Origin of the sequence: Kribbella sp. HUAS MG21 (genome assembly GCF_040254265.1) — a bacterium.
In the GTDB taxonomy this organism is placed as follows: Bacteria; Actinomycetota; Actinomycetes; order Propionibacteriales; family Kribbellaceae; genus Kribbella.
Window position 1 is genome coordinate 2,917,199 of record NZ_CP158165.1, and the last position, 21,150, is coordinate 2,938,348.

Genomic DNA, 21,150 nt, shown 5'->3' on the forward strand with positions numbered 1-21,150 from the left:
TTCCTCTGCACATCCCCTGTACGTCGGCAGTAAACCGGTGAGCTGATCAGTCATCTAAGCTCAAGGCTCATGAGCTACGACCGGGACGGACTGCTGGAGCAGGTCAAGAGCAAGGCGATCGTGCACGGCCGGGTGACGCTGGCGTCCGGCAAGGAGGCCGACTACTACGTCGACCTGCGCCGGATCACGCTCGACGCGGCCGCCGCACCGCTGATCGGCCCGGCGATGCTCGAGCTGACCGAGGACCTGGAGTACGACGCGGTCGGCGGGCTCACGCTCGGTGCCGACCCGGTCGCGATGTCGATGCTGCACGCCGCGGCCCAGCAGGGCCGGACGCTCGACGCGTTCGTCGTACGGAAGGCCGAGAAGACGCACGGGCTGCAGCGCCGGATCGAGGGGCCGGACGTCACAGGCCGCCGGGTGCTGGCAGTCGAGGACACGTCCACGACCGGCGGATCGGTACTGACCGCGGTCGAGGCGTTGCGAGAGGCGGGCGCCGAGGTGGTCGGGGTCGCGGTGATCGTCGACCGGTCGACCGGGGCGCAGGAGCGGGTCGAGGCGGAAGGGCTGGAGTACCGCGCCGTGTTCGGCCTCGAGGAACTGGGCCTCGGCTGATGCAGAGAAGCACGTGGCTGATCATCCTGGTCGCCGTCGTCCTCGGCGTCGGGCTCGCCTACTTCAACTACTACCGGGCGAAGAAGCGCCGCGAGCTGTTCGCCGGGTTCGCCGCCGCGCAGGGCTGGTCGTACGTGCCGGCCGACAACGCGCTCGCCGGGCAGTGGGCGGGTACGCCGTTCCGGACCGGTGACAACCGGCGCGCGAAGAACGTGCTGACCGGTGCGTTCAACGGGCACCGGATGGTTGCCTTCGACTACAGCTACCAGACGCACTCGACCGACTCGAAGGGCCGCCGCCGGACGACCACGCACCACTACGGTGTCGTCGTCCTGCAGCTGCCGGGCGCGCTGCCACACCTCGAGGTGACGCACGAGGGGATCTTCGGCGGCGCGGTGGCGAACGCGTTCGGGTTCCGCGACCTCCAGTTCGAGAGCGACCAGTTCAACCGGTCGTTCCGGGTGAAGGCCGACGACGAGCGGTTCGGGCACGCGGTGGTGACGCCGCGGATGATGGAGCTGCTGCTCGCCCGCGGCGAGATCGGCTGGCGGCTGGAGGGGAACTCGCTGGTCGGCTGGGACAAGGGCGCGCACGACCCGAACGAGGTGATGAACCGCCTCGCTTTGCTCCAGCAGATCCTCGAGAACGTCCCGCCGTACGTCTGGCGCGACTACGCCGGCGTCGACCCGCGCGCGCAGGCACCGCACCCGCCACAGGCGCAGTACCCGTCGCAGCAGCCGCCGGGCGGACCTACGTACCCGTAGAGTCGCTCCCAGCACTGCCAATCACTCGGGAGCTGGGAACATGGTCTGGGCCATCATCGCGATCGTCGCGGTAGTCGTCATTCTGGCGATCGTGCTGATCACGTCGTACAACCGCTTCGTCAAGCAACGGAACCTGATCCAGGAGTCCTGGCGGCAGATCGACGTCGAGCTGCACCGCCGGTACGACCTGATCCCGAACCTGGTCGAGACCGTGCGCGCGTACGCCGCGCACGAGCGGCACGTGTTCGAGGAGGTCGCCCGGCTGCGCACCCAGGCGGTGAACGTGCAGGGCTCGAACCCGGAGCAGCGCGCGGCCGCGGAGGGTCAGCTGTCCGGTGCGCTGCGGCAGATGATGATCTCCGTCGAGCAGTACCCGCAGCTGCAGTCCAACCAGAACTTCCTCGGCCTGCAGCGCGAACTGACCGACACCGAGGACCGGATCGCGGCCGGCCGCCGGTTCTACAACGCGAACGTCGGCGACTACAACACCCGGATCGAGGCGTTCCCGTCGAACCTGATCGCCGGCGCCTTCAAGTTCGAGAAGGCCGGATACTTCGAGGTCAAGGACGAGCAGGTCCGCGCGGTGCCGCAGGTCTCGTTCGGCAGCATCGGCTCGGTGCCGGGTGAGCAGGCGCCGCCGCAGATGCAGCCGGGGGCGCACTCCTCGGGCCAGATCCAGCCGGAGATGCCGGGGAGCCAGGGCCAGGGCCAGTACCAGGCCGGCTACCAGGCGCCGCAGCAGCTCCCGGGGAACTACCAGGGGCAGTACCAGCAGCCTGGCCAGCCGCAGTACCAGCAGCCGGGGCAGTACCAGGGAGAGCCACCGGTGGGCGGGCCGCCTGCGGGTTCCCCCGCTCCGCAGGACGGTCAGCCGCCATTCACCGGTGGCCAGTAGGCACCGGTTCCCCGTGGTTCAGGTCCCCCGAACCCGAACTCGCTCCCAGTGCCAGGCCCGGTGTGACGGCGGTCAGGTCGTCACCTCCGGGCCTGCCCTCCCCCGGTACCTGGGTCAACAGTGCCGCACTGAGATACATCCGGCGTACATCGGGCTTCCCGGCGGGCACGACCGGATGCCACGATAGGTCGGTTCCAGAGTGGAGAGGTCGGACGAGTGGACAGTCTGAGGTACGCGATCCTCGGACCTCTGCGGCTCGTCCACGTCCAGGGGCAGCCGCTCAAGGCCGCGAAACCGCGGCAACTGCTCGGGACTCTGCTGCTGCACCCGAACCGGTTCGTCTCGACCGAACTGATCGCGGACGCGCTCTGGGAGAACGACCCACCACGCTCCGCGACCGCGAACATCCGGACCTACGTCCGCGCGCTGCGGGGAGTCCTGCAGGACGCCGGGCTGCCCGCGCCGATCGACACGTCGGCCGCCGGCTACAGCATCGCGGTAGGTGTAGACGAGCTCGACGCCAGCCTGTTCGAGTCGCTGCTCGCGGAGGGCGGCCACCTGCGGGACGCCGGTGACGGCCGCCAGGCGATGCAGGTCCTGTCCCGGGCGTACTCGTTGTGGCGCGGCCGGCCGCTCGAGGACCTCCCGATGCCCGCGGCGTGGGAGGGGTCGATCTCGCGCCTGGAGGCGCAGCACCGCGGCCTGGTCGACAGCCTGCTCGACCTGCGTCTCGAGTACGGCGACGCGAGCGGTGCCGCCGTACTGCTGAGTGCACGCCTCACCGACGACCCGTACGACGAGCAGCTCTGGCGGCGCCTGGTCGACGCACTCGTGGCCGCGGGACGCGTAGGTGAGGCGCGAGCGGCGTACGCGAAGGCCGTGCAGACGCTCGCCGACGAGCTGGACATCAAGCCCGGCCCGGAGCTGGAGGCTGCCGGCGCCCGCGCCGAGAACGGCCGCTCGGCCAACTGGCCCAACCCAGGTATCCCGGCGGACCGTACGGCGGACCGCCCGGACCCGAGTGTCCCGCCGCCCGGGCCGATGGCCGCTCCGGAGCTGACGGACACTCGGCGACCGCCGAGCCAGCTGCCGCTCGACCTGGCCGACTTCAGCGGTCGCCAGGACCTGCTCGAACAGCTGCGGGACCTGGTCTGCGGTCGTGACCCGGTGCGCCCACCGGTCGCGGTGATCTCCGGTGCGCCCGGGACGGGGAAGACGTCGCTCGCCGTCCGGCTGGGGCACCTGGTCCGGGAGTACTTCCCGGACGGTCAGATCTACCTGGACATGCACGGCGCGACGCACCCGCGCGACCCGGCCGCAGCCCTGACCGACCTGCTGCTCAGCCTGAACCTGCCCGACTACGCGATCCCGACGGACCCAGAGCGGCGGTCAGCGATGCTGCGGTCCGAGCTGGCCAGCCGCCGGGTGCTGATCATCCTGGACGACGTGGCCACCGCTGGTCAGGTGACCCCCCTGATGCCGGGTACCGGCGCGTCAGCCGTCGTGGTGACCAGCCGGAACCGGTTGATGGACCTGGCAGGCGCGGACAGTACGCCGCTGGACACGTTCGACGACCGCGAGGCCGCAGTACTGCTGGCGTCCGTCGCCGGTGCCGGCCGGATCGACCCGTCGTCGCCGGAGGCCGAGGAGATCCTGGCCGCGTGTGCGAACCTGCCGCTGGCGATCCGGATCGTCGGGAGCCGGCTGGCGCAGCGGCCCGACCTGAGCGCGCGCGAGCTGGCCAGGCGGCTGCGGGACGAGACGTCGCGGCTGGACGAGCTGAGCATCGGCGAGCTCGCCGTCCGGACCAGCGCGGACCTGAGCTACGACGCACTCAGCCCGGAGGAAGCCCGGCTGTACCGGCTGATCGGCCACTTCGCCGTCGGGGTCTTCTCGGCGCGTGCGCTGGAGGCGGTCGCGTCACCGGCCGCCGTACGGCGGAGCCTGGACCGGCTGATCGAGGTCAACCTGGTTCGGATCAGCTCGGTCGACCAGCGCGGTACGGCGCGGTACCGGGTCCACGATCTGCTGCGCCTGCACGCGCTCGGCGTCGGCACCGCGGAGCAGAAGGCACAGGCGGTGCGGGACGTCGAGACCGTGGTCGAGGCGATCCTGAACAAGATCCGGCGCGCCAACAACGCGCTGTCCTTCGAGTACTTCGGCGTTCTCGAGCACACCGGGCCGCTGACGGCGCCGGACCCGTCGCCGTTCACCGAGACTGACGCGATCGCGTGGTTCGACAGTGAGCGCAGTACGTTCGTGCCGGCGATCCGGGCCGCGGCGCAGAACGGGTTGCACGACCACGCGTGGCGGATCGCCGCCGCCTGGGGGCCGTACCTGGACCTGCGGGCGGGTTTCGACGACTGGAACGGCTCGCACCAGCAGGGGCTGCAGAGCGCGATCGCGTGCGGGGACCGGCGCGGTGCGGCGATCATGCACCGGAACCTCGGCCAGCTCGCCGTCTACCAGGACGACTGGGAGAACGCGCGGCGGCACTTCGACGCGGCCGCACAGGCGTTCGCCGAGGTCGGCGACCGGCTCGGCGAGGGCGTCGCCGCCGTCGGGCTCGGCACCTGGCTGCGGGAGCGCGGCGAGCGTGACAAGGGGCTGCAGCAGTACGAGAAGGCGATCGAGGCGTTCGTCGAAGGCGGCAACGCGAACGGCGAGGCGCTCGCGCGGACCGCTGCCGCCAACGTCTACCTTGCCCGCGGCGACGTGGCTACCGCTACGAGGTACCTGGCCCAGGCGTTCCAGATCGCCGTACGGCGGGCCGACGCGCACCGGGAGGCCAAGGTACGCCGGCGGATCGCCGCACTGCGGGTCCACCAGGGTAAGCACGACGACGCCGTCCGGCAACTGCGCAAGGCGCTCGCGATCTTCGACGGGATGGGCGACGACCACTGCGCGGCGTACACCCGGGCCCTGCTCGGGCAGGCGCTGATGGAACGCGGCGAGGTCGCGGCGGCGCGGAAGATCCTGCTGGACGCGATCGACATCGGTCATCGGCTGGGCGACCGCAGTGTGGAGGGCGAGGCGGCGCAGCACCTCGGCGAGCTCTACCTGTCGACGGGGAAGCTCGACAACGCCCGCCGTACCCTCGAGCGCGCCGCCCGCGTGTGGCAGCAGGCAGGCAACGACGCTGCCGCCGCTGAATGCCGCCAGCTGCTGGTCGGCTCCGAAGCGGGTGCAGCGGTCAGCTGAATGTACGGCCGCTGTATACGGGCCGGGCAAGATTTCGGGTATGCCACGGCGCAGGCCGAGGACGGGGGATTCGGGGAGGACTATGGCCTGGGGGGATGTTGCCGTGGAGCGCCGGAACGTCCCGCGGGTGGCGAACCCGCGGGACACCGAGGCGGCGCTGAACTGGCAGCTGGAACGGGTCGGTTCGGCGGCCTGGCTGGACTGGCCGCTGAAGTTCCAGCGGATGGCGTTCGGCTACGCGCACGACAGCGGCTGGCACGACGCGGCCGACGCGGTTCGCTGGCTCGACCACCACGCCTTGCTTCGTGAAGGGGCTGCGCCACGGGGGGCGCTGGTCTGGTACCAGGCGGCGGACCGGATCCGGGTGGCGTGTTCACTCGGCTCCGGTCAGGTGGTCGGCCCGCTGCCGACCGGCCCCGTCGAGGTCGCCGAACTGTCGCTACTGAGCACCGACTGGGTCTGGTCCGACCCGCACTTTCCCTTCGGCCACTAAGGGCCTGTCTGGTGATCCATCGCCTACTGCGGGGCACTCGGCACGGCATCTCGCCGCACGGGTGCAAAGGCCACGAGGCTCCGCATCGAGACCTTCGCCCCCGCACGCCGAGCTACCGCACCGAGCACCTCCTCGCTACGGCGCTGGATCACCAGACAGGCCCTAGTCCTTCGTGACCGCGTGCTTCGGCGCGGCGTGCCGGGCGGCCGTCTCGGTGCCGGCTGCGCGCTTGCGGCGGCGGGCCAGGAAGTACTCGACGAACATCGGGATCACCGAGACCACCACCAGCAGCAGCAGCGCCGACTCCAGGTGATCGTGGATGAACTGCACGTTGCCGAGCGCGTGCCCGAGCAGCGTCAGGCCCGGGGCCCAGATCACCGCGCCGATCGCGGTCCAGAGGAAGAACTTCTTCGGGTCCATCCTGCCGGCGCCGGCGACGATCGTGATGAACGTCCGGACGATCGGCACGAACCGGCCCAGCACCAGCGCCCGCGGCCCGTACCGCTCGAAGAACTCGTGCGTCTGCACGATGTACTTCGGCTTCAGGAACCGCGCGTTCGGGTTCTGGAACAGCGACGTACCGAGGAACCGGCCGATGTAGTAGCCGGACACGTTGCCGAGGAACGCGGCGACCGTCAGCAGCACACAGGCCAGCCACAGCGGGACGTCGATCGAGCCCTGCGCGATGAACAGGCCGACGGCGAACAGCAACGAGTCACCGGGCAGGATCGGGAACAGCACCCCGCACTCGATGAACACGACCAGTAGCGTGCCCCAGAGGGCCCAGTCACCCAGCCAGTGCAGCAGGTACTCGGGGTCCATCCAGGACGGCATCAGCATCGCGGCAAGAGGAAGCACGCCGACAGGGTAGCGTCCCGACCTGTGCGTGAGCTGAGCAGCGACCTCCGGGGAGCAGACATGGTGGGTCCGAACGAGGTCGGAGTGGGCCCGTGGGAGGGCGATTGGCCCGACGATCCGCGGCTGGATCCGGCGCTGCTCGCGGAGGGCGACCGGCGCAACGTCGTCGACAAGTACCGGTACTGGCGGCTCGAGGCGATCGTCGAGGACCTGGACCGGCAGCGGAACCCGTTCCACATCGCGATCGAGAACTGGCAGCACGACCTGAACATCGGCTCCGTCGTGCGGACCGCGAACGCGTTCCTGGCCGCCGAGGTCCATATCGTCGGCAACCGGAAGTGGAACCGCCGCGGCGCGATGGTCACCGACCGCTACCAGCACGTCCGCCACCACCCGACCCTCGACGACCTGGCGTCGTACGCCTCGGGGCTCGGGTTGCCGGTGATCGGCATCGACAACCTGCCCGGTTCGGTGCCGCTCGAGACCTACGACCTGCCCCGGGCCTGCGTCCTGCTCTTCGGTCAGGAAGGCCCCGGGCTGACCGCCGACGCCCACGAGATCTGTACGGCGGTCCTGTCGATCGCCCAGTTCGGCTCCACCCGTTCGATCAACGCGAGCGCCGCCGCGGCGATCGCCATGCACTCCTGGATCCGCCGCCACACCTTCGGCCAATCCGGAAGTTGTTGACGAGTACGTAACCTCCCGCGGCCTCACTCCGTTGTTCCTGGTGACAGAAGTGAGGCCTTCTCGTCGCGCTGGGTTGCTGTGACGGGAGACATGGGGGTTTGTGATGAACGCTCTGTGGGACGAACTGATCCACGAACTGGGCACCGTCCGCGCCTTGAGCGCCGCCGCGCTGGAGGCGCGCTCGGAGACGTCCCGGGTCGCGCTGATCACCCTGCTGGACGCCGAGACCGCGGAGATCTCGGCGATCCTCGACCGGATCCTCCGCGAGGCCCAGGAGTCGTCAGCGGCCTAGCAGCGTCCGGAGCGCCTGCCGAAGCCCTTCCGTCGGGTCCTCGGGCTGTTCGAACGCGCGGTACGCGATGTGCGCGTCCGGGCGGACGAGGAGACAGCCCTCGTCCGGGATCTCGCGCACGCGCGCCCAGTCGCCGTACAGGTCGTCGAGTTCGCGTCCGGGACCGATCACGAACGGCTCGATCGGTACGCCGAGTTGCTCGGCCACCGTCTGCGCCGCCTTGACCCACGCCTCGCCGCCGATCCCGGTGAGCAGCGTGAACCGGCCCTTGCCGACCACGTCCAGGGTGCTCACGGTCTCCGAGCCGCGGGTCAGCCAGCAGTGCGGGATCCGGGCGCCGGGCCAGGTCGTCGGGTGGTAGTACAGCTCGTGGTCCCGGTCGTACGGCGGCTCGGGCGTACCGTCCGCGAGCACCGCGGCGGAGTTGTAGCGCTGGCCGAGTTCGACGCCGTGGGCGTTGAACTCGTAGTCCTTCAGCTCGATCGCCTGGCGCAGCTCCTCGCGTTGCGCGGCCGCGGCGGCCGTGTCGTCCTTGCGGGACTCGATCGTCCAGCCGGCCGGTGCGTCGGGCGTCATGCCCAGGGCGCGGAAGATCTGGCCGAACTGGTTGCGGCTCTTGTTGGCGCGGTCAACGATCTGCCGAGCGATCGGGGCGCGCTCGTCGTTGTAGGTCTCGAGCAGCTTCGGGTCGGCCTGGCCCTTGAGGACGAGTGCGAGCTTCCAGGCCAGGTTGTACGCGTCCTGGATCGAGGTGTTCGAGCCGAGGCCGTTGCTCGGCGGGTGCCGGTGGATCGCGTCGCCCATACAGAACACGCGGCCCTTGGACGTCCGTTCGGCGTACATGTGGTTGACGCTCCAGACCGACGCACTCTTCAGCTTCACGTCGATCGTGTCGCCGACCAGGTTGTGCACGATCTCGGTGGCCATCGCCGCGTCCACGACCGGGGCGGGCTGGTTGATGTCGTAGCCCCAGACGATCAACCACTCGTTCCACGGGCGGACCATCCGGATCAGGCCGGCGCCGATGCCGCCGATCTGCGCGCCGGGCTGGAGCACCCAGTACAGGACGCTCGGGCGGTGGGCGACGTACTGGCTGAGGTCCGCCTCGAACACGATGTTCATCGACCCCTCGATGTCCATCCGGCCCGCCATCGGCAGCTCGATGTCCTGCGCGACCTTGCTGCGCCCGCCGTCCGCGCCGATCAAGTACTTCGCGCGGATCTGGTACGTCGTACCGCTCAGCCGGTCGCGCACCGTCGCCGTCACGCCGTCGGCGTCCTGCTCGAGGCTCTCGTACTCGGTGTCGAAGCGCAGCCGGGCGCCGCGGCCGGCCGCCGTACTGACCAGGATCGGCTCGAACAGGGTCTGGGGGAGATCGACGGGGAGGCACGGGCTCGCCTCTGTGTAGTCGGCGAGGCGGCGTGGATGCGTGCCCCAGGTCCGGATCCGGCCGATCTCCTCGCCGGCCAGGCTGGTGCAGAACGCGGTCTCGCCCATCAGGTGGTGGGCGGTGCCCTTGTCGACGACCTGGTCCTCGATGCCCATGTCGCGCATCAGCTCGATCGTGCGCTGGTTGGTGATGTGCGCGCGGGGCGTGTTGGCGGTCCAGCCGTAGCGGGTCAGCACGATGTTGTCGATGCCGTACGTGGACAGGAACAGCGATGCGGCACCGCCCGCCGGGCCGCTGCCGACGATGAGAACGTCTGTGGTGATCACTGCTGCGTCTCCTCGGTGGTGGCGAGCACCAAGTCGTAGTGGACGGTGTAGTAGGTCTCGCTGGGCGTCTTGCCGTCCGGGGCCTCGGTGCCGGCAGCGTGCTCGGTGAACTCGGCGATCAGCGACTCCTTGACGCCGAAGACCGCGTCGGTGTCGAGGAACTCGTCGCCTGCCGCGAAGACGTGGGTGATGAGGCGGCTGTAGCCGGGCGCGGTGACCATGAAGTGGATGTGCGCGGGGCGCATCGGACCGCGACCGCCGGCGCGGAGCAGCTCGCCGACCGGGCCGTCGTCGGGGATCGGGTAGGCGACGGGCTTCACCGCCCAGAACCGGTAGTTGCCGTCGGCATCGGTCGTGAGGTGGGCACGGTTCTGCGGGCCGTCGAGGTCCTTCTGGACGTCGTAGAAGCCGTCCTCGTCGGCCTGCCAGGTCTCGACGAGTGCTCCGGCGATCGGTTCGCCCTTGGTGTTCAGGACCTTGCCGCTCACCAGGCACGGCTGTCCGGGGGCGCCGTTCGCGATGTCGTCGCCGAGCTGCGCCTCGGGGGATCCCTCGACGAAGAACGGGCCGAACACGGTGGACTGGGTGGCTTCCGGCGGCTTCCGGTTGCCCAGGCCGACGGTCAGCATGGACAGCCCGAGTACGTCGGCCAGCAGCACGAACTCCTGCCGCGTACCGGTGGAGATCTGGCCGGTCCTGGTCAGGAAGTCGATCGCGGTGAAGTACTCGTCCTCGGTGAGCTCCACCTCGCGCGCGAACGCGTGCAGGTGGCGGATGAGCGCGCTCATCACGTCGCGGTAGCGGTCGCTGACGCTGCCGTCGAAGCTGGCCACCACGGCTTCGGTCAGGTCGTCACCTTGCAGGTCCATCCGGTCTCCTCGTTCGTCAAGGTCGCGTGCCGGCCCAGGCGCGGCTGAGAATCTCGCGCACCAGTTCCTCGGTCACCGGGACCGGATTCGCGGTCGGCCGGAACGCCTTCGCGGCTTCGGCGGCTTGCGCTTCGGTCAGGCCGAGTTCGCGCAAGCTCGTCGGCACGCCAGCCGCTTGGAACAGGTCGAACAGCCCGGCGGCGAGGTCCGTCGTACCCAGGGCTGCTTCCAGTCGGGCTTTCGCTTGGGGGACTGCGGGGGCGTTCATCCGAGTTACCTGCGGGAGTACGGCGGCGTGCGTCTCGGCGTGCGGCAGGTTGTAGGTGCCGCCCAGCAGATGGCACAGCTTGTGATGCAGTCCGGTCCCGGCGGCCGCCAACGCCGACCCCGCCAGGCAGGCGCCGTACAAAAGCTTGCCCCGAGCATCTAAATCCTCAGGTGCTGCCTGAACCTCACGCAGCCCCGCGCTCAAGGCCAGAAGCCCTTCAACCGCAGCCATTTCCGTGATCGGATCAGCCTTCGGAGTCCACACGGCCTCAACACAATGCGCCACCGCATTGGCCACACTTGCCGCGGTAACCCCCAGCGGCAACCCCCGACTCAACACCGGGTCATAAACCACCACCCGAGGCAGAACCCCCAGATCCACCCCGGTCACCTTCCCCTCACCCGAAGTCTCCCCCCAAACCGCCGTCATCTCAGACCCCGAATAAGTCGTAGGCACAGCCACCACCACGAGGTCGGTTGATTGTTGGCTCAGGGAGGTGGTGCTTGTGAGGGCTATTGCTTTGGCTAGGCCTGTTGCGGAGCCGCCGCCGATGGCTATTACTGCATCGGCTTGGGTGGTGTGGGCTTTGGTGCGGGCCTGGTCGGCTAGCTCGGTTGGTACGTGTTGGGTGACTCCGTCGATCCGGCCGGCGAAGCGGTCGCCCAGTTGGGATTCGACTGCGTCGGCTGCGGCGCGCGCGGACTTGGTCGCGATGACGAGCACCCGTCGTACGCCGAGCGCCTCGACCTCCGCTCCGACACGGTCGAGCGTGCCCGCGCCGAACACCACCCGCCCGGGCAGGAACGTGTGCACGAACCCGCCGCCGGGCTGCACCGCATCAGGTTCGACTGGACGTGGCATCGACGGCTCCGCTAGGATTTCGCTCAGCGAATAGTTCTTCTTTCAACGAAAAGTAGGCTAGCCGATGCCGGGTGACGCGTCTACAGGCACATTTCTGCAAGGACTGGAGCGCGGCCTCGCGGTGATCCGCGCGTTCTCCGCCGAGGCGCCGTCGCTGACGCTCAGCGAGGTGGCGCGCGCCGTCGGCATCACGCCCGCGACGGCGCGCCGGATCCTGCTCACGCTGGAGGAGCTGGGCTACGTCCGCAGCGACAACCGCCGCTTCTCGCTCACCCCGCGCGTACTCGCCCTGGGCTGGGCCTACCTGTCGTCCCTCGACCTAGGTGAACTCGCCGGCCCGTTCATGGAGGAACTCAGCGCCAAGACCCGCGAGTCCTGCTCGATCGCGACCCTCGACCTGCCTGACATCGTGTACGTCGCCCGCGTCCCGACGAGCCGCATCATGACGGTGGCGCTGGGCGTCGGCGCCCGCCTCCCGGCGTACCCGACCTCGATGGGCCGGGTCCTCCTCGCGGGCCTCCCCGACGACGAACTCACGTCGTACCTCGACACTCTGCAGCCCGAGCCGCTTACCGACCGCACGCTCACATCCCCCGACGAACTCCGCGCCGCCATCACCCAAGCGCGCGCCGACGGCTACGCCCTGGTCGACCAGGAGCTCGAACAGGGCCTCCGCTCCATCGCCGCCCCCATCCACAACTCCCGCGGCCGCGTCATCGCCGCCCTCAACGTCTCCGCCCACGCCTCCCGCTCGACGCCCACGTCCCTCTGCGAGGAATTCCTCCCCCACCTCCGCCAAGCCGCCACCCAGATCACCACCGCCCTGACCCACCGCGGCATGTAGCCCAGCCCCGCGCGGGACTGGGCTACATGCCGCGGTTCAGGCGGTTAGTTCTTGGTGGATCTGGACGTAGTGGGGGTTGTTCATGATGCCGATCAGGTTGCCGAAGGGGTCCACGACGCTGGCGGTGCGGAAGCCGGTGTTGTTGCCGCGTTCGGTGATCGGCTCGTGCAGGGTGGCGCCGTGGTCGAGGAGGTGCTGGAGCTCGGCCTCGAGGTCGTCGACGTGCCAGTGGATGATCGCTCCGGCCGGCGTCGACCCGACCTGCTGGGTGGCGTACCGCGCGTCGATGATGCCGAGCTCGCACTGGAAGTCGCCGAACCGGAACTCGACATACGCCGGATCCTCGACGGTCGGCACCGCGTAGTACGCCTCGATCCCGAGCAACTTCTCGTACCAGGCCCGCGCCGCCTTCAGGTCGGTCGCGTAGAAGCTGACGGTCGCAAATCCTCGCAGCATCGCAGTGGTCCTCTCTCAGGTGTTCCCCGGTTGACGACCACTACGATTCCACTCAAAGTGCGCACCCAATGAGCACTTTGTTCAGTCGGTCTGGGTGACCTTGCGGAGGCCGCGGGGGGCGTCGGGGTCGAGGCCGAGTTTGCGGGCCAGGAGCTCGATCGCGCGCTGGGCCGGGATGACCAGGGCGAGCGGGACGAGGGTCTCCGGGAGGTCGGGGCCGGCGAGGTTCACGTCGCAGCGGGAGGCGAACGCGGGGTCGCCGCCGATGCCGAGGATCTTGCTGCCCTTCTCGCGGACGAGGCCGGCCAGTTCGGTCATACCGGGCAGGGCTGGGCCCTCGCCGGCGGTGACCAGGATCGTCACCAGGTCGGCGTCGACGACCGCGATCGGGCCGTGCTTCAGGTCGGCGTACGAGAGTCCGCGGACCGGCTGCAGGCAGGTCTCCTCGAGCTTCAGCGCGACCTCCAGCGTCGTGCCGAACGACAGCCCGCGACCGCTCGCGAGCACGTCGTGGGCACCCGCCAGCAGGTCCGCCGCGGCCTCGACCGAGCCGGACAACATCTTGGTCGCCGCGTCCGGAACCCGGGCGATGTCCGCGTCGAGCGTCCCCGGCCGCGGCGCGAGCGCGTCCACGGCCACCGTGATCGCGGCCAGCTGGGTCGTGTACGTCTTCGTGGCCGGTACGGCGAGCTCCTGGCCGGCCTGGGTGATCAGCGCGACGTCCGCCGTGGAGGCCAGCGGGCTGTTGCCGTCGTTCGTGATGCCGACGATCGCGGCGCCGTTGCGCTTGGCCCACTCGGCCGTGTCGACGATCTCCTGGGTCGCACCCGACTGGCTGACCGCGACGACCAGCGAGTTCGAGAGGTCGAGGTTCGCGCCGTACAGCGTGGCCACCGACGGCGCGGCCAGCGACGCCTGCCGGCCCGCGTGGATCTCGGTCAGGTACCGCCCGTAGACGCCCGCGTTGTCGGACGATCCGCGGGCCACGAAGATCACGTTCCGGCGGCCGGCGGCCAGGCGGGTGATGTCGTGCCGCAGCGGCAGCACATGCTCGAAGGTCGCGGCGAGCGCGGCCGGCTGCTCGGCGATTTCGGCCGCCATCCGGGTTTCCTGGGCGGGGACAGACACCACTACGATCACTGGTCCTATCTGGTCTTAACAGGTATGCTGCGCACGATAGCAGTGAGCGGCGCTCCGGGGCACCCCCGAGGCCCGCCCAGGTCTGGAGGATCGAGATTCCATGGTGGCGACCAAGCGGGCCCAGGTCCGATCGGTGCTGGAACGGCTGATCGACGTCGAGTTGCACCCCGGCGACCCGATCCCTTCCGAGCGTGCCCTGGTGGACAAGCTGAACGTGTCCCGGGTGACCGTCCGGCAGGCGATCAGCGACCTCGTCGAGTCCGGCGCGCTGGAACGGGTGCACGGCAAGGGGACCTTCGTCACCGGCCCCCAGGTCGACTCCCAGCTGCACCTCACCTCGTTCTCCCGGGAGATGCGGGCCCGCGGCCTCGAGCCCGGGACCGTGGTGCTGTCGGCGAGCGAGATCGAGGCGTCCGAGGAGACCGCGAAGGGACTGCGGGTCGCCAAGGGCACCAAGGTCATCCGCGTCGAGCGGCTCCGGACGGCCGACGCGTCGCCGATGGCCTACGAGGTCGGCTACTACCCGTCCGCGCTCTTCCCCGGCCTGCTCGGCCGCGAGCTCGGCACGCTGTACGACGTCTTCGCCAGCGAGTACGACGTCGTCGTCACCTCCGGTGAGCAGACCGTGCGGGCGGACAACGCCGACGGTCATGTCGCCCGGGTGCTCGGAGTGGCCCGGCGGGCACCCCTGCTGGTCCTCGAGCGCACCACGTTCGCCGGCCGCAAGGTCGTCGAGCTGTCCTGGTCGGCGTACCGCGCCGACCGCTACCGGCTGCACATGGCCCTGACCCCCCGCGGCCCGCGAACCGGGTCCGCCTGACCGGTCCCGGGTAGGCTGCCGCCCGCGGTGGCTGCCCGGACCCCGTGAACTGGATCGGTCCTGTTCGCCAACTGGTCTGTATCCCTGCCGATCGCTCCCCGGCCACCGGGCCGGTTCGGCAGGTGGGCCGCCGGATCCGACGAAGTGCCCGGCGGCAATACTGGAGCCGAACCCACAAGAACTGTGTTGTGAGGAGTACCGCGAGACATGCCTATTGCAACCCCTGAGGTCTACGCCGAGATGCTGGACAAGGCCAAGCAGAACCGCTTCGCCTACCCGGCCATCAATGTCAGCTCCTCGCAGACGCTGAACGCCGCGATCCGCGGATTCGCCGAGGCGGGCTCGGACGGCATCATCCAGGTGTCCACCGGTGGTGCGGAGTACCTGTCCGGCCCGACGGTGAAGGACATGGTGACCGGTTCCGTCGCGCTGGCCGCCTACGCGCACGAGGTCGCCAAGAACTACCCGGTGAACATCGCGCTGCACACCGACCACTGCCCGAAGGACAAGCTGGACGGCTTCGTCCGGCCGCTGCTGGAGATCTCGGCCGAGCGGGTCGCGCGCGGTGAGAACCCGCTGTTCCAGTCGCACATGTGGGACGGCTCCGCGGTGCCGCTGACCGAGAACCTGGAGATCGCCAAGGAGCTGCTGGCGAAGGCCGCCGCGGCGAAGATCGTCCTGGAGATCGAGGTCGGCGTGGTCGGCGGCGAGGAGGACGGCGTCGCCAACGAGATCAACGAGAAGCTCTACACCACCGTCGAGGACGGCCTGGCCACGGTCGAGGCACTCGGCACCGGCGAGAACGGCCGCTACCTGACCGCGCTGACCTTCGGCAACGTGCACGGCGTGTACAAGCCGGGTGCGGTCAAGCTGCGCCCGGAGATCCTGGCCGAGATCCAGGACCAGGTCGGCGCCAAGGTCGGCAAGGAGCGCCCGTTCGACCTGGTGTTCCACGGCGGCTCCGGCTCGACGCTCGAGGAGATCCGGGCCGCGGTCGACAACGGCGTCATCAAGATGAACGTCGACACCGACACGCAGTACGCGTTCACCCGCCCGGCGGCGGCGCACATGTTCACGAACTACGACGGCGTGCTGAAGGTTGACGGCGAGGTCGGCAACAAGAAGGCCTACGACCCGCGCGCCTGGGGCAAGCTGGCCGAAGAGGGCATGGCGAAGCGCGTCGGCGAGGCCTGCGAGAACCTGCGCTCCACGGGTACGTCGCTGAACGCCTGAGATCATCTGGTCCTCCTGGAGGGGATCGGGGAAGGGCTCACCGCCGTCGGCGGTGGGCCCTTCTGTCACATCCGGGCGCGGGTCGGGGTGAAGTGGCGGATGCCGGTGCGGCGGGCGGCTCGGGTGAACGTGGTGCGGATGCGGTCGGCCACGGTCTGCGGGTTGTCGAGGTCGGCCCAGGGGATCCAGCAGCGCTCGACGGGCTGCGGATCGTCGGCTAGTGAAGAGCCGTGCGGCGGGCCGGGGACGGGGACGTCGGTGGTGGGCTCGGACTGCTCGCACCAGAAGGGGAAACGCGGCTCGAACTCGACGACGGTGCGCTCGTCTGGGAACCACAACGCACCGGCGGCAGAGTCGTCGGGTTCCTCGTGGTCGGGCTCCGGCACGGGGGTCTCGCTCGGCGTCGGCAGACCTGTGGTGGCGAGGATGAAGCGCAGCCGGGACTCCGCGATCGAGGAAGCGCCGGTGAGCTGGTCCAGCACCTTGAGCGCACGCTTCTTGCCGTAGTCGAGCTGCCCTGCCGCACGGTTCAGGGCACGCCGGTCGACCATCCCGGCGTACAGCGCGGCGTCCGCGAGCACGACGGCGGGTGCGGGTGGTGCGTTGGCGGCGACCTCGACGACCGCGCGGGCGGGCGAGACCATGCGCAACGTGTTCCACAGCTGCAGCCCGGGGCCGACCGGGTCGCGGATGTGGCGGTGCACGCCACGGACCCGGCCGGACCGTCCGTCGGGCGCGGTCACGTGGACGCGTGTGAGGTCAAGACCCCAGACAGGCAAGGCATGCAGGGCCGCGGCGGACTGGTGGCTGGCGAAGACCGACGGTCCGCTGGCGCGCAGGACGCGGTACACCCTGCGCAGGTACAGAACTTCCTGGGTGACGAGCATGAGCGAACGATGGGCGGCATACGTCCCGCGCCGGATCCGCCGCCAGCGGCCGGCATCCAGCAGGGAGTCGATCTCGGCATCGGCATAACCACAGGCACGCGCGTCGGCCCGGGTGAACACCCCACCCCGGATCGAGGCCATCACGGCAAGTTGAGGATTCATGCCCAAGAACTTGCCGCGATTCGCCCTGGTGCCGACGGATGACTTTTCAGTCTGTGGAGAACTGGTGCCGCACCCACACGTTCGGCTCGACATAGACGGCCTGCCCGGCCGCGACGTCACATGCCACCGGCACCAGTGCCCCCGCGACCACGACGGGCCCGCTGCGGTCGAACCGAAGACCCGTCCACGAACGCCACTCGGCAAGCGAGCCGGCGATCACCCAGGACGCGGGCGCGACGCTGGCGATGCGACCACCAGCGCGGACGTGCGTCCGGAGCCACGGATCGACGGGCAGACCATCCGGCCGTGTACGCACGGCGTACTCGCTCATCGCGGCGAAGGGTTCCAGGTGCTTGTGCGTAGGACGTACGGGCGCGTCCAACGCCTTGAGACCAACGTCGGCGGCCGCCTCGCGGAGCGCGCTGAGCAACAGCGAGGCCACGCCCTCACCCTGGAAATCGCGCGCCACGCTGATATTGAGGGCACAGGCGATGTCCGGCCGAACCCGGCGATGGGCGTCGGCGAAGGCCCAGACGACGGCCTGCTCCCAGCCGCCGGAAGGGAACTCCGGGCGGGACCGGAGCTGGACGGCGTGCGCGTCACCGACGGCTCGGCCATCGGAGGTAGCGACGAGACAGGTCTCCGCGAAGGTTTCGGCGGTGCGGCCGAAGTACGCCTCGGAGATGCGGTTGTGGCGCATGAAGGCCGGCCAGGGGCCGGCGTCGATGTCGGTGTTGGCGAGTTCGGGCCGGTCAGCGACCGTGGTGATCTCGAGCGTGCGTCCGGACGCCAACCGGTGGGGCCGGTGCCTGGAAAAGGGCATAAAAAATGCTCGTCATCTGTCTATGACGAGCTCGGCGCGGGTTGGTATCCAGGGTTGCCAGAGGAGGGGCATGCCGGCCTCGGACGGGGTGCGGTTGCCTTTCCGCTCGTTGCAGGCGGCGTGGGCGGCTACCGCGTTCAGCCACTCGGTGCGGCCGCCCCTGGACCTGGGTTGGACGTGGTCCATGGTGTCGGCGTTGTCGAGGCCGCAGTACGCGCAGCGGAACTTGTCGCGGCGCAGCACGCCGTGCTTGCTGTACTTCATCCGGCCGGCCGCGTAGCGCCAGTGCGTCACGACGTACCGGACCAGGCGTAGCACGCGAGGGACCGGGAAAGGGCCGATAGTTCGCTCTCCGTGCGCCTCTTCGACCACGGCGACCTCGCGAACCAGCATCCGGATGGCGTGCTGGATCGAGACGGTGTGCAGCGGTTCGTACGACGCGTTCAGGACGATGACGCTCATCCGGTGCCTCCTTCCGGCCGTAGCTGGGAACCACGGCGGTCGACGCAGTGTCTCAAGCATCCGTGGCCGCTACGTGAACGGTCAACGGATTTCGTCAGACGGTCACGTGCCGGTACGGCTGCGTGATCGGCGAAGATGTGCTTATGGAATTGAACAATCTGCTCTCAGGTCCACCCGAGACACTACTACCGGTCGACCCGGCCGCGGCGGAACTCGCCGACGGAGCCGCTCCCGCCGACGTCGCGGCCAAGTACCCGACGTCGTCGCTCGCCTGGGCCGTGCTGGCCGAGGCCGCCCTCGCGGACGGCCGCACGATCGAGGGCTACGCATACGCGCGGACCGGCTACCACCGGGCCCTGGACCTGCTCCGGCGCAACGGCTGGAAGGGCCACGGCCCGGTCCCGTGGGAGCACGAGCCGAACCGCGGCTTCCTGCGCGCGCTGGCCGCGCTGGGCAAGGCGGCGGCGCTGATCGACGAGAAGGACGAGGCCGAGCGCTGCGCCACGTTCCTGCGCGACTCGTCGCCGACGGCCGCGGACGCGCTGAGCTGAAATCCGCTTGTGGGGTTGGTTGTCCGGCGGAAGGATCTGCCGGGTGACCAGCCCTTACGCGCAGCACGGATTCGCCGCCGGGTTCGACTGGGGGCCGGTCGGAGCGGAGGTCGTTGCCGGGGACATCGTCGCGGTCGTCGACGTGCTGTCGTTCACGACGGCGGTGACGGTGGCGGCCGATCTCGGCATCGACGTCCTCCCGTACCGGTGGCGCGACGAGACCGCCGTCGTCTACGCCGAGCAGTACGACGCGACGCTCGCGGTCGGACGCTCCGCGGCGGGACCGGGCGAGGTGAGCCTGTCGCCGGCAACGATCCGCAGCGTGACCGGAATCACCCGGCTGGTGCTGCCCTCGCCGAACGGCTCGACGATCTCGAAGCAGCTGAGCGACAGCGGCGCCACCGTGATCGCGGTGTCGCTGCGTAATCGTCAGGCGGCCGCCGAGTGGGTCAACAAGCAAGGCAACGGTCGCAGAGTGGTTGCCATCGCCGCGGGTGAGCGCTGGAAGGACGGGTCGCTCCGGCCCGCGGTCGAGGACCTGTGGGGCGCCGGCGGCTTCCTGAGCGCGCTCCAGAGCGACAACCCGTCTCCAGAGGCGCGTGCGGCCGTGGCGGCGTACGACGCGGTGGCGGAGGACCTGCCGCGACTGCTGCACGAGTGCGCCGGCGGCCGTGAGCTCACGCAGTACGGCTATGCGGAGGACGTGGCGATCGCGGCCGAGGTGGACGAGAGCCGCAGCGTGCCCGTGCTCCGGGACGGTACGATGTTCGTGTCAACCTGAAACACTCGAGGTTTCTGCCCGTTGACAGTGCCGGCAAGCGGCGAGCGTCCCCGCTTCTTGCCGAACATGGACGGTTCTAGGCGGACGGACAGACCGGCGAAGCTGGACGCCCACGGTCGGGTCCCCGCCCCGGCGGGCAGCGGAAGGTCACACCGTGCCGGCTCTCACCGGACGGATCGACGCGCCCACAAACAGGTCCAGCAACACCTATACCGAGGTACTGCGGACCCCTGGCGCGTGGAAGTTCTACCTGGCAGCGGCCCCGGCGCGGATCGGGATCGCGATGACCGGCCTGGGCATCGTCTGGCTGGTCCACGGATCGACCGGCTCGTACGCGGCCGCCGGCAGCGTCACCGGCGGGTTCGCGGTCGCGGAAGCGGTCGCGGGCCCTCAGGTCGCCCGGCTCATCGACCGGTTCGGCCAGACCCGGATGTTGCCCCTCACCCTGCTGGCGCACGCGGTCGCCGTCGCACTGCTGATCGGCCTCACGATCACAGGTGCTCCGTTGCCTGCGCTGATCGCCACAGGAGTACTGGCCGGCGGCACCCTCCCGCAGATCGGTGCGCAGACGGCAGCACGCTGGTCCCACGCTCTGCGGGACACCCCGATGCTGTCGTCAGCGTTCGCACTGGAGGCGTTGAGCGTCGGCATCGCGTTCATGGTCGGCCCTGGCCTCGTCGGCATCATCAGCTCGTCCACCGCCCCGGCAGCAGGCTCGCTACTCGCAACGGGCCTCCTACTGAGTGGCGGCTTCCTGCTGTCCGTGCAACGCGACACTGCCCCGCCACCACACGCACCCGGTCACCACGTGAGCTCGAAAGACTTGCTCCACAAGCGATTCGCCGCCCTGGTCGGTACCAACATCGGCATCGGCCTCTTCTTCGGCAGCATGCAGGTGTCCGTCACCGCGTTCGCTGTCTCCAGAGGTACGCCTGGACTGGCAGGGCCGCTCTACAGCATCACCAGCCTGGTGAGCCTGTTCGCAGGCCTCGCGTACGGCGCCAGGCGCTGGCGGACCGCCCCGGAGACGCAGTTCGTCCTCGCCTTCATCTGGCTGACGCTCAGCTGCCTGCCGTTGATCGCAGTCGACACACCACTGACCGCGGCGGTCGCTCTGGCTCTGCCGGGCCTGGCGATCGCGCCCTTCCAAACGCTGTCAGCCGTCCTGACCGAGTCAGCAGTCGATTCGGCCGTGCTGACACAGGCCTTCACCTGGCTGAACTCCGGTGGCGCGGCAGGCATCGCGCTGGGCTCCGCGTTCGCCGGCTGGGTCGTCGACGGCCACAGTGCGCAGTACGGCTTCGGGATCGCTCTCGCAGCCGCAGTGACCGCAACAGCAATGGCCGTGACAGTGAAGCTCAGCGGTAGGTGATCTGGCGCCGAGCCGCGACCGTTTTGTCGGTGAGTTCTGCGAGACTTCATCACACAACGTTGTCGAACGTCTCGTCGGCCGCTACCTGGAGAGGAGAAGT

At 69.6% G+C, this 21,150-nt stretch carries 22 protein-coding genes; 13 read left to right on the forward strand and 9 right to left on the reverse strand.

The annotated features are described in order from the left end of the window. The first annotated feature begins 69 nt into the window (after positions 1 to 69). The 5 genes from pyrE to ABN611_RS14260 all read left to right on the forward strand — a co-directional run bounded on the left by pyrE (position 70) and on the right by ABN611_RS14260 (position 5,968). Positions 70 to 615 carry an orotate phosphoribosyltransferase gene (gene pyrE / locus ABN611_RS14240; RefSeq protein ID WP_350280339.1) on the forward strand — a complete coding sequence of 182 codons (546 nt, stop codon included), beginning with the start codon at positions 70 to 72 and terminating at the stop codon, positions 613 to 615. Beyond that, positions 615 to 1,379 carry a hypothetical protein gene (locus tag ABN611_RS14245; RefSeq protein ID WP_350280340.1) on the forward strand — a complete coding sequence of 255 codons (765 nt, stop codon included), beginning with the start codon at positions 615 to 617 and terminating at the stop codon, positions 1,377 to 1,379. Before pyrE ends, ABN611_RS14245 begins: the two co-directional genes overlap by 1 nt. Before the next feature lie 40 nt (positions 1,380 to 1,419). Next, positions 1,420 to 2,274 (forward strand): LemA family protein, encoded by an 855-nt coding sequence (locus ABN611_RS14250; RefSeq protein WP_350280341.1) that lies wholly within the window; start codon positions 1,420 to 1,422, stop codon positions 2,272 to 2,274. A gap of 216 nt (positions 2,275 to 2,490) precedes the next feature. Continuing rightward, positions 2,491 to 5,475, forward strand: a complete 2,985-nt coding sequence (locus tag ABN611_RS14255) for a BTAD domain-containing putative transcriptional regulator (RefSeq protein WP_350280342.1) — start codon at positions 2,491 to 2,493, stop codon at positions 5,473 to 5,475. Positions 5,476 to 5,578: 103 nt separating this feature from the next. Then, the gene (locus ABN611_RS14260; RefSeq protein WP_350280343.1) at positions 5,579 to 5,968 is read left to right on the forward strand and encodes a hypothetical protein; all 390 of its coding nucleotides are present in this window, start codon (positions 5,579 to 5,581) and stop codon (positions 5,966 to 5,968) included. 162 nt (positions 5,969 to 6,130) lie between these two features. On the opposite strand, the gene ABN611_RS14265 is transcribed toward ABN611_RS14260, so the two are convergent. Further along, positions 6,131 to 6,826, reverse strand: coding sequence for a DedA family protein (locus ABN611_RS14265; protein ID WP_350280344.1), 696 nt, complete (start codon positions 6,824 to 6,826; stop codon positions 6,131 to 6,133). Between the two features lie 60 nt (positions 6,827 to 6,886). Here ABN611_RS14265 and ABN611_RS14270 point away from each other — a divergent pair, with 60 nt between their 5' ends. After that, a complete protein-coding gene (locus ABN611_RS14270; protein WP_350280345.1) occupies positions 6,887 to 7,513 on the forward strand; it encodes a TrmH family RNA methyltransferase in 627 nt (208 codons plus the stop codon). 103 nt (positions 7,514 to 7,616) lie between these two features. After that, on the forward strand, positions 7,617 to 7,805 hold the full coding sequence (locus ABN611_RS14275; protein ID WP_350280346.1) for a hypothetical protein: 189 nt from the start codon (positions 7,617 to 7,619) through the stop codon (positions 7,803 to 7,805). On the opposite strand, the gene ABN611_RS14280 is transcribed toward ABN611_RS14275, so the two are convergent. From ABN611_RS14280 to ABN611_RS14290, 3 genes are read right to left on the reverse strand one after another with little or no spacing between them, the layout of a single operon-like run. Further along, entirely contained in the window at positions 7,794 to 9,521 is a 1,728-nt protein-coding gene (locus ABN611_RS14280; protein ID WP_350280347.1) for an FAD-dependent monooxygenase, read from the reverse strand. The genes ABN611_RS14275 and ABN611_RS14280 overlap by 12 nt on opposite strands. Then, positions 9,518 to 10,390 carry an intradiol ring-cleavage dioxygenase gene (locus ABN611_RS14285; RefSeq protein ID WP_350280348.1) on the reverse strand — a complete coding sequence of 291 codons (873 nt, stop codon included), beginning with the start codon at positions 10,388 to 10,390 and terminating at the stop codon, positions 9,518 to 9,520. The genes ABN611_RS14280 and ABN611_RS14285 overlap by 4 nt, the downstream gene beginning before the upstream one ends. A gap of 16 nt (positions 10,391 to 10,406) precedes the next feature. Beyond that, a complete protein-coding gene (locus tag ABN611_RS14290; RefSeq protein WP_350280349.1) occupies positions 10,407 to 11,519 on the reverse strand; it encodes a maleylacetate reductase in 1,113 nt (370 codons plus the stop codon). A 64-nt stretch (positions 11,520 to 11,583) separates the two neighbouring features. Between ABN611_RS14290 and ABN611_RS14295 the strand changes: the two genes are divergently transcribed. After that, complete coding sequence (locus ABN611_RS14295) at positions 11,584 to 12,363, forward strand: IclR family transcriptional regulator C-terminal domain-containing protein (RefSeq protein ID WP_350280350.1); 780 nt, start codon at positions 11,584 to 11,586, stop codon at positions 12,361 to 12,363. A gap of 36 nt (positions 12,364 to 12,399) precedes the next feature. On the opposite strand, the gene ABN611_RS14300 is transcribed toward ABN611_RS14295, so the two are convergent. Both ABN611_RS14300 and ABN611_RS14305 read right to left on the reverse strand, forming a co-directional pair. Continuing rightward, entirely contained in the window at positions 12,400 to 12,819 is a 420-nt protein-coding gene (locus tag ABN611_RS14300; RefSeq protein ID WP_350280351.1) for a VOC family protein, read from the reverse strand. Positions 12,820 to 12,900: 81 nt separating this feature from the next. Continuing rightward, positions 12,901 to 13,920 (reverse strand): SIS domain-containing protein, encoded by a 1,020-nt coding sequence (locus ABN611_RS14305; protein WP_350280352.1) that lies wholly within the window; start codon positions 13,918 to 13,920, stop codon positions 12,901 to 12,903. 139 nt (positions 13,921 to 14,059) lie between these two features. On the opposite strand from ABN611_RS14305, the gene ABN611_RS14310 reads away from it, so the two are divergent. Both ABN611_RS14310 and fbaA read left to right on the forward strand, forming a co-directional pair. Beyond that, on the forward strand, positions 14,060 to 14,779 hold the full coding sequence (locus ABN611_RS14310) for a GntR family transcriptional regulator (RefSeq protein WP_167204857.1): 720 nt from the start codon (positions 14,060 to 14,062) through the stop codon (positions 14,777 to 14,779). A gap of 207 nt (positions 14,780 to 14,986) precedes the next feature. Continuing rightward, positions 14,987 to 16,012 (forward strand): class II fructose-bisphosphate aldolase, encoded by a 1,026-nt coding sequence (gene fbaA, locus ABN611_RS14315; protein ID WP_350280353.1) that lies wholly within the window; start codon positions 14,987 to 14,989, stop codon positions 16,010 to 16,012. 65 nt (positions 16,013 to 16,077) lie between these two features. On the opposite strand, the gene ABN611_RS14320 is transcribed toward fbaA, so the two are convergent. Genes ABN611_RS14320 through ABN611_RS14330 form a run of 3 tightly spaced genes read right to left on the reverse strand, consistent with a single transcriptional unit; the run spans position 16,078 to position 18,346 of the window. Further along, a complete protein-coding gene (locus ABN611_RS14320; RefSeq protein WP_350280354.1) occupies positions 16,078 to 17,061 on the reverse strand; it encodes a type IV toxin-antitoxin system AbiEi family antitoxin domain-containing protein in 984 nt (327 codons plus the stop codon). A 46-nt stretch (positions 17,062 to 17,107) separates the two neighbouring features. Beyond that, positions 17,108 to 17,884: a GNAT family N-acetyltransferase gene (locus ABN611_RS14325; RefSeq protein WP_350280355.1), complete on the reverse strand. Its 777-nt coding sequence runs from the start codon at positions 17,882 to 17,884 to the stop codon at positions 17,108 to 17,110. Positions 17,885 to 17,896: 12 nt separating this feature from the next. Then, entirely contained in the window at positions 17,897 to 18,346 is a 450-nt protein-coding gene (locus ABN611_RS14330) for an HNH endonuclease (RefSeq protein ID WP_350280356.1), read from the reverse strand. A gap of 143 nt (positions 18,347 to 18,489) precedes the next feature. Between ABN611_RS14330 and ABN611_RS14335 the strand changes: the two genes are divergently transcribed. The 3 genes from ABN611_RS14335 to ABN611_RS14345 all read left to right on the forward strand — a co-directional run bounded on the left by ABN611_RS14335 (position 18,490) and on the right by ABN611_RS14345 (position 21,050). Next, positions 18,490 to 18,897, forward strand: coding sequence for a DUF3151 domain-containing protein (locus ABN611_RS14335; protein WP_350280357.1), 408 nt, complete (start codon positions 18,490 to 18,492; stop codon positions 18,895 to 18,897). A gap of 43 nt (positions 18,898 to 18,940) precedes the next feature. Then, entirely contained in the window at positions 18,941 to 19,678 is a 738-nt protein-coding gene (locus ABN611_RS14340) for a 2-phosphosulfolactate phosphatase (protein WP_350280358.1), read from the forward strand. A gap of 154 nt (positions 19,679 to 19,832) precedes the next feature. Beyond that, entirely contained in the window at positions 19,833 to 21,050 is a 1,218-nt protein-coding gene (locus ABN611_RS14345) for an MFS transporter (protein WP_350280359.1), read from the forward strand. Positions 21,051 to 21,150: the final 100 nt, after the last annotated feature.

Bases quoted from the DNA above. Each gene is read 5' to 3' on its own strand.
- pyrE (WP_350280339.1), top strand. From the start codon at position 70: ATGAGCTACGACCGGGACGGACTGCTGGAGCAGGTCAAGAGCAAGGCG.
- ABN611_RS14245 (WP_350280340.1), top strand. From the start codon at position 615: ATGCAGAGAAGCACGTGGCTGATCATCCTGGTCGCCGTCGTCCTCGGC.
- ABN611_RS14250 (WP_350280341.1), top strand. From the start codon at position 1,420: ATGGTCTGGGCCATCATCGCGATCGTCGCGGTAGTCGTCATTCTGGCG.
- ABN611_RS14270 (WP_350280345.1), top strand. From the start codon at position 6,887: ATGGTGGGTCCGAACGAGGTCGGAGTGGGCCCGTGGGAGGGCGATTGG.
- ABN611_RS14275 (WP_350280346.1), top strand. From the start codon at position 7,617: ATGAACGCTCTGTGGGACGAACTGATCCACGAACTGGGCACCGTCCGC.
- ABN611_RS14285 (WP_350280348.1), bottom strand. From the start codon at position 10,390: ATGGACCTGCAAGGTGACGACCTGACCGAAGCCGTGGTGGCCAGCTTC.
- ABN611_RS14290 (WP_350280349.1), bottom strand. From the start codon at position 11,519: ATGCCACGTCCAGTCGAACCTGATGCGGTGCAGCCCGGCGGCGGGTTC.
- ABN611_RS14295 (WP_350280350.1), top strand. From the start codon at position 11,584: ATGCCGGGTGACGCGTCTACAGGCACATTTCTGCAAGGACTGGAGCGC.
- ABN611_RS14300 (WP_350280351.1), bottom strand. From the start codon at position 12,819: ATGCTGCGAGGATTTGCGACCGTCAGCTTCTACGCGACCGACCTGAAG.
- ABN611_RS14305 (WP_350280352.1), bottom strand. From the start codon at position 13,920: ATGGCGGCCGAAATCGCCGAGCAGCCGGCCGCGCTCGCCGCGACCTTC.
- ABN611_RS14310 (WP_167204857.1), top strand. From the start codon at position 14,060: ATGGTGGCGACCAAGCGGGCCCAGGTCCGATCGGTGCTGGAACGGCTG.
- fbaA (WP_350280353.1), top strand. From the start codon at position 14,987: ATGCCTATTGCAACCCCTGAGGTCTACGCCGAGATGCTGGACAAGGCC.
- ABN611_RS14320 (WP_350280354.1), bottom strand. From the start codon at position 17,061: ATGAATCCTCAACTTGCCGTGATGGCCTCGATCCGGGGTGGGGTGTTC.
- ABN611_RS14325 (WP_350280355.1), bottom strand. From the start codon at position 17,884: ATGCCCTTTTCCAGGCACCGGCCCCACCGGTTGGCGTCCGGACGCACG.
- ABN611_RS14330 (WP_350280356.1), bottom strand. From the start codon at position 18,346: ATGAGCGTCATCGTCCTGAACGCGTCGTACGAACCGCTGCACACCGTC.
- ABN611_RS14335 (WP_350280357.1), top strand. From the start codon at position 18,490: ATGGAATTGAACAATCTGCTCTCAGGTCCACCCGAGACACTACTACCG.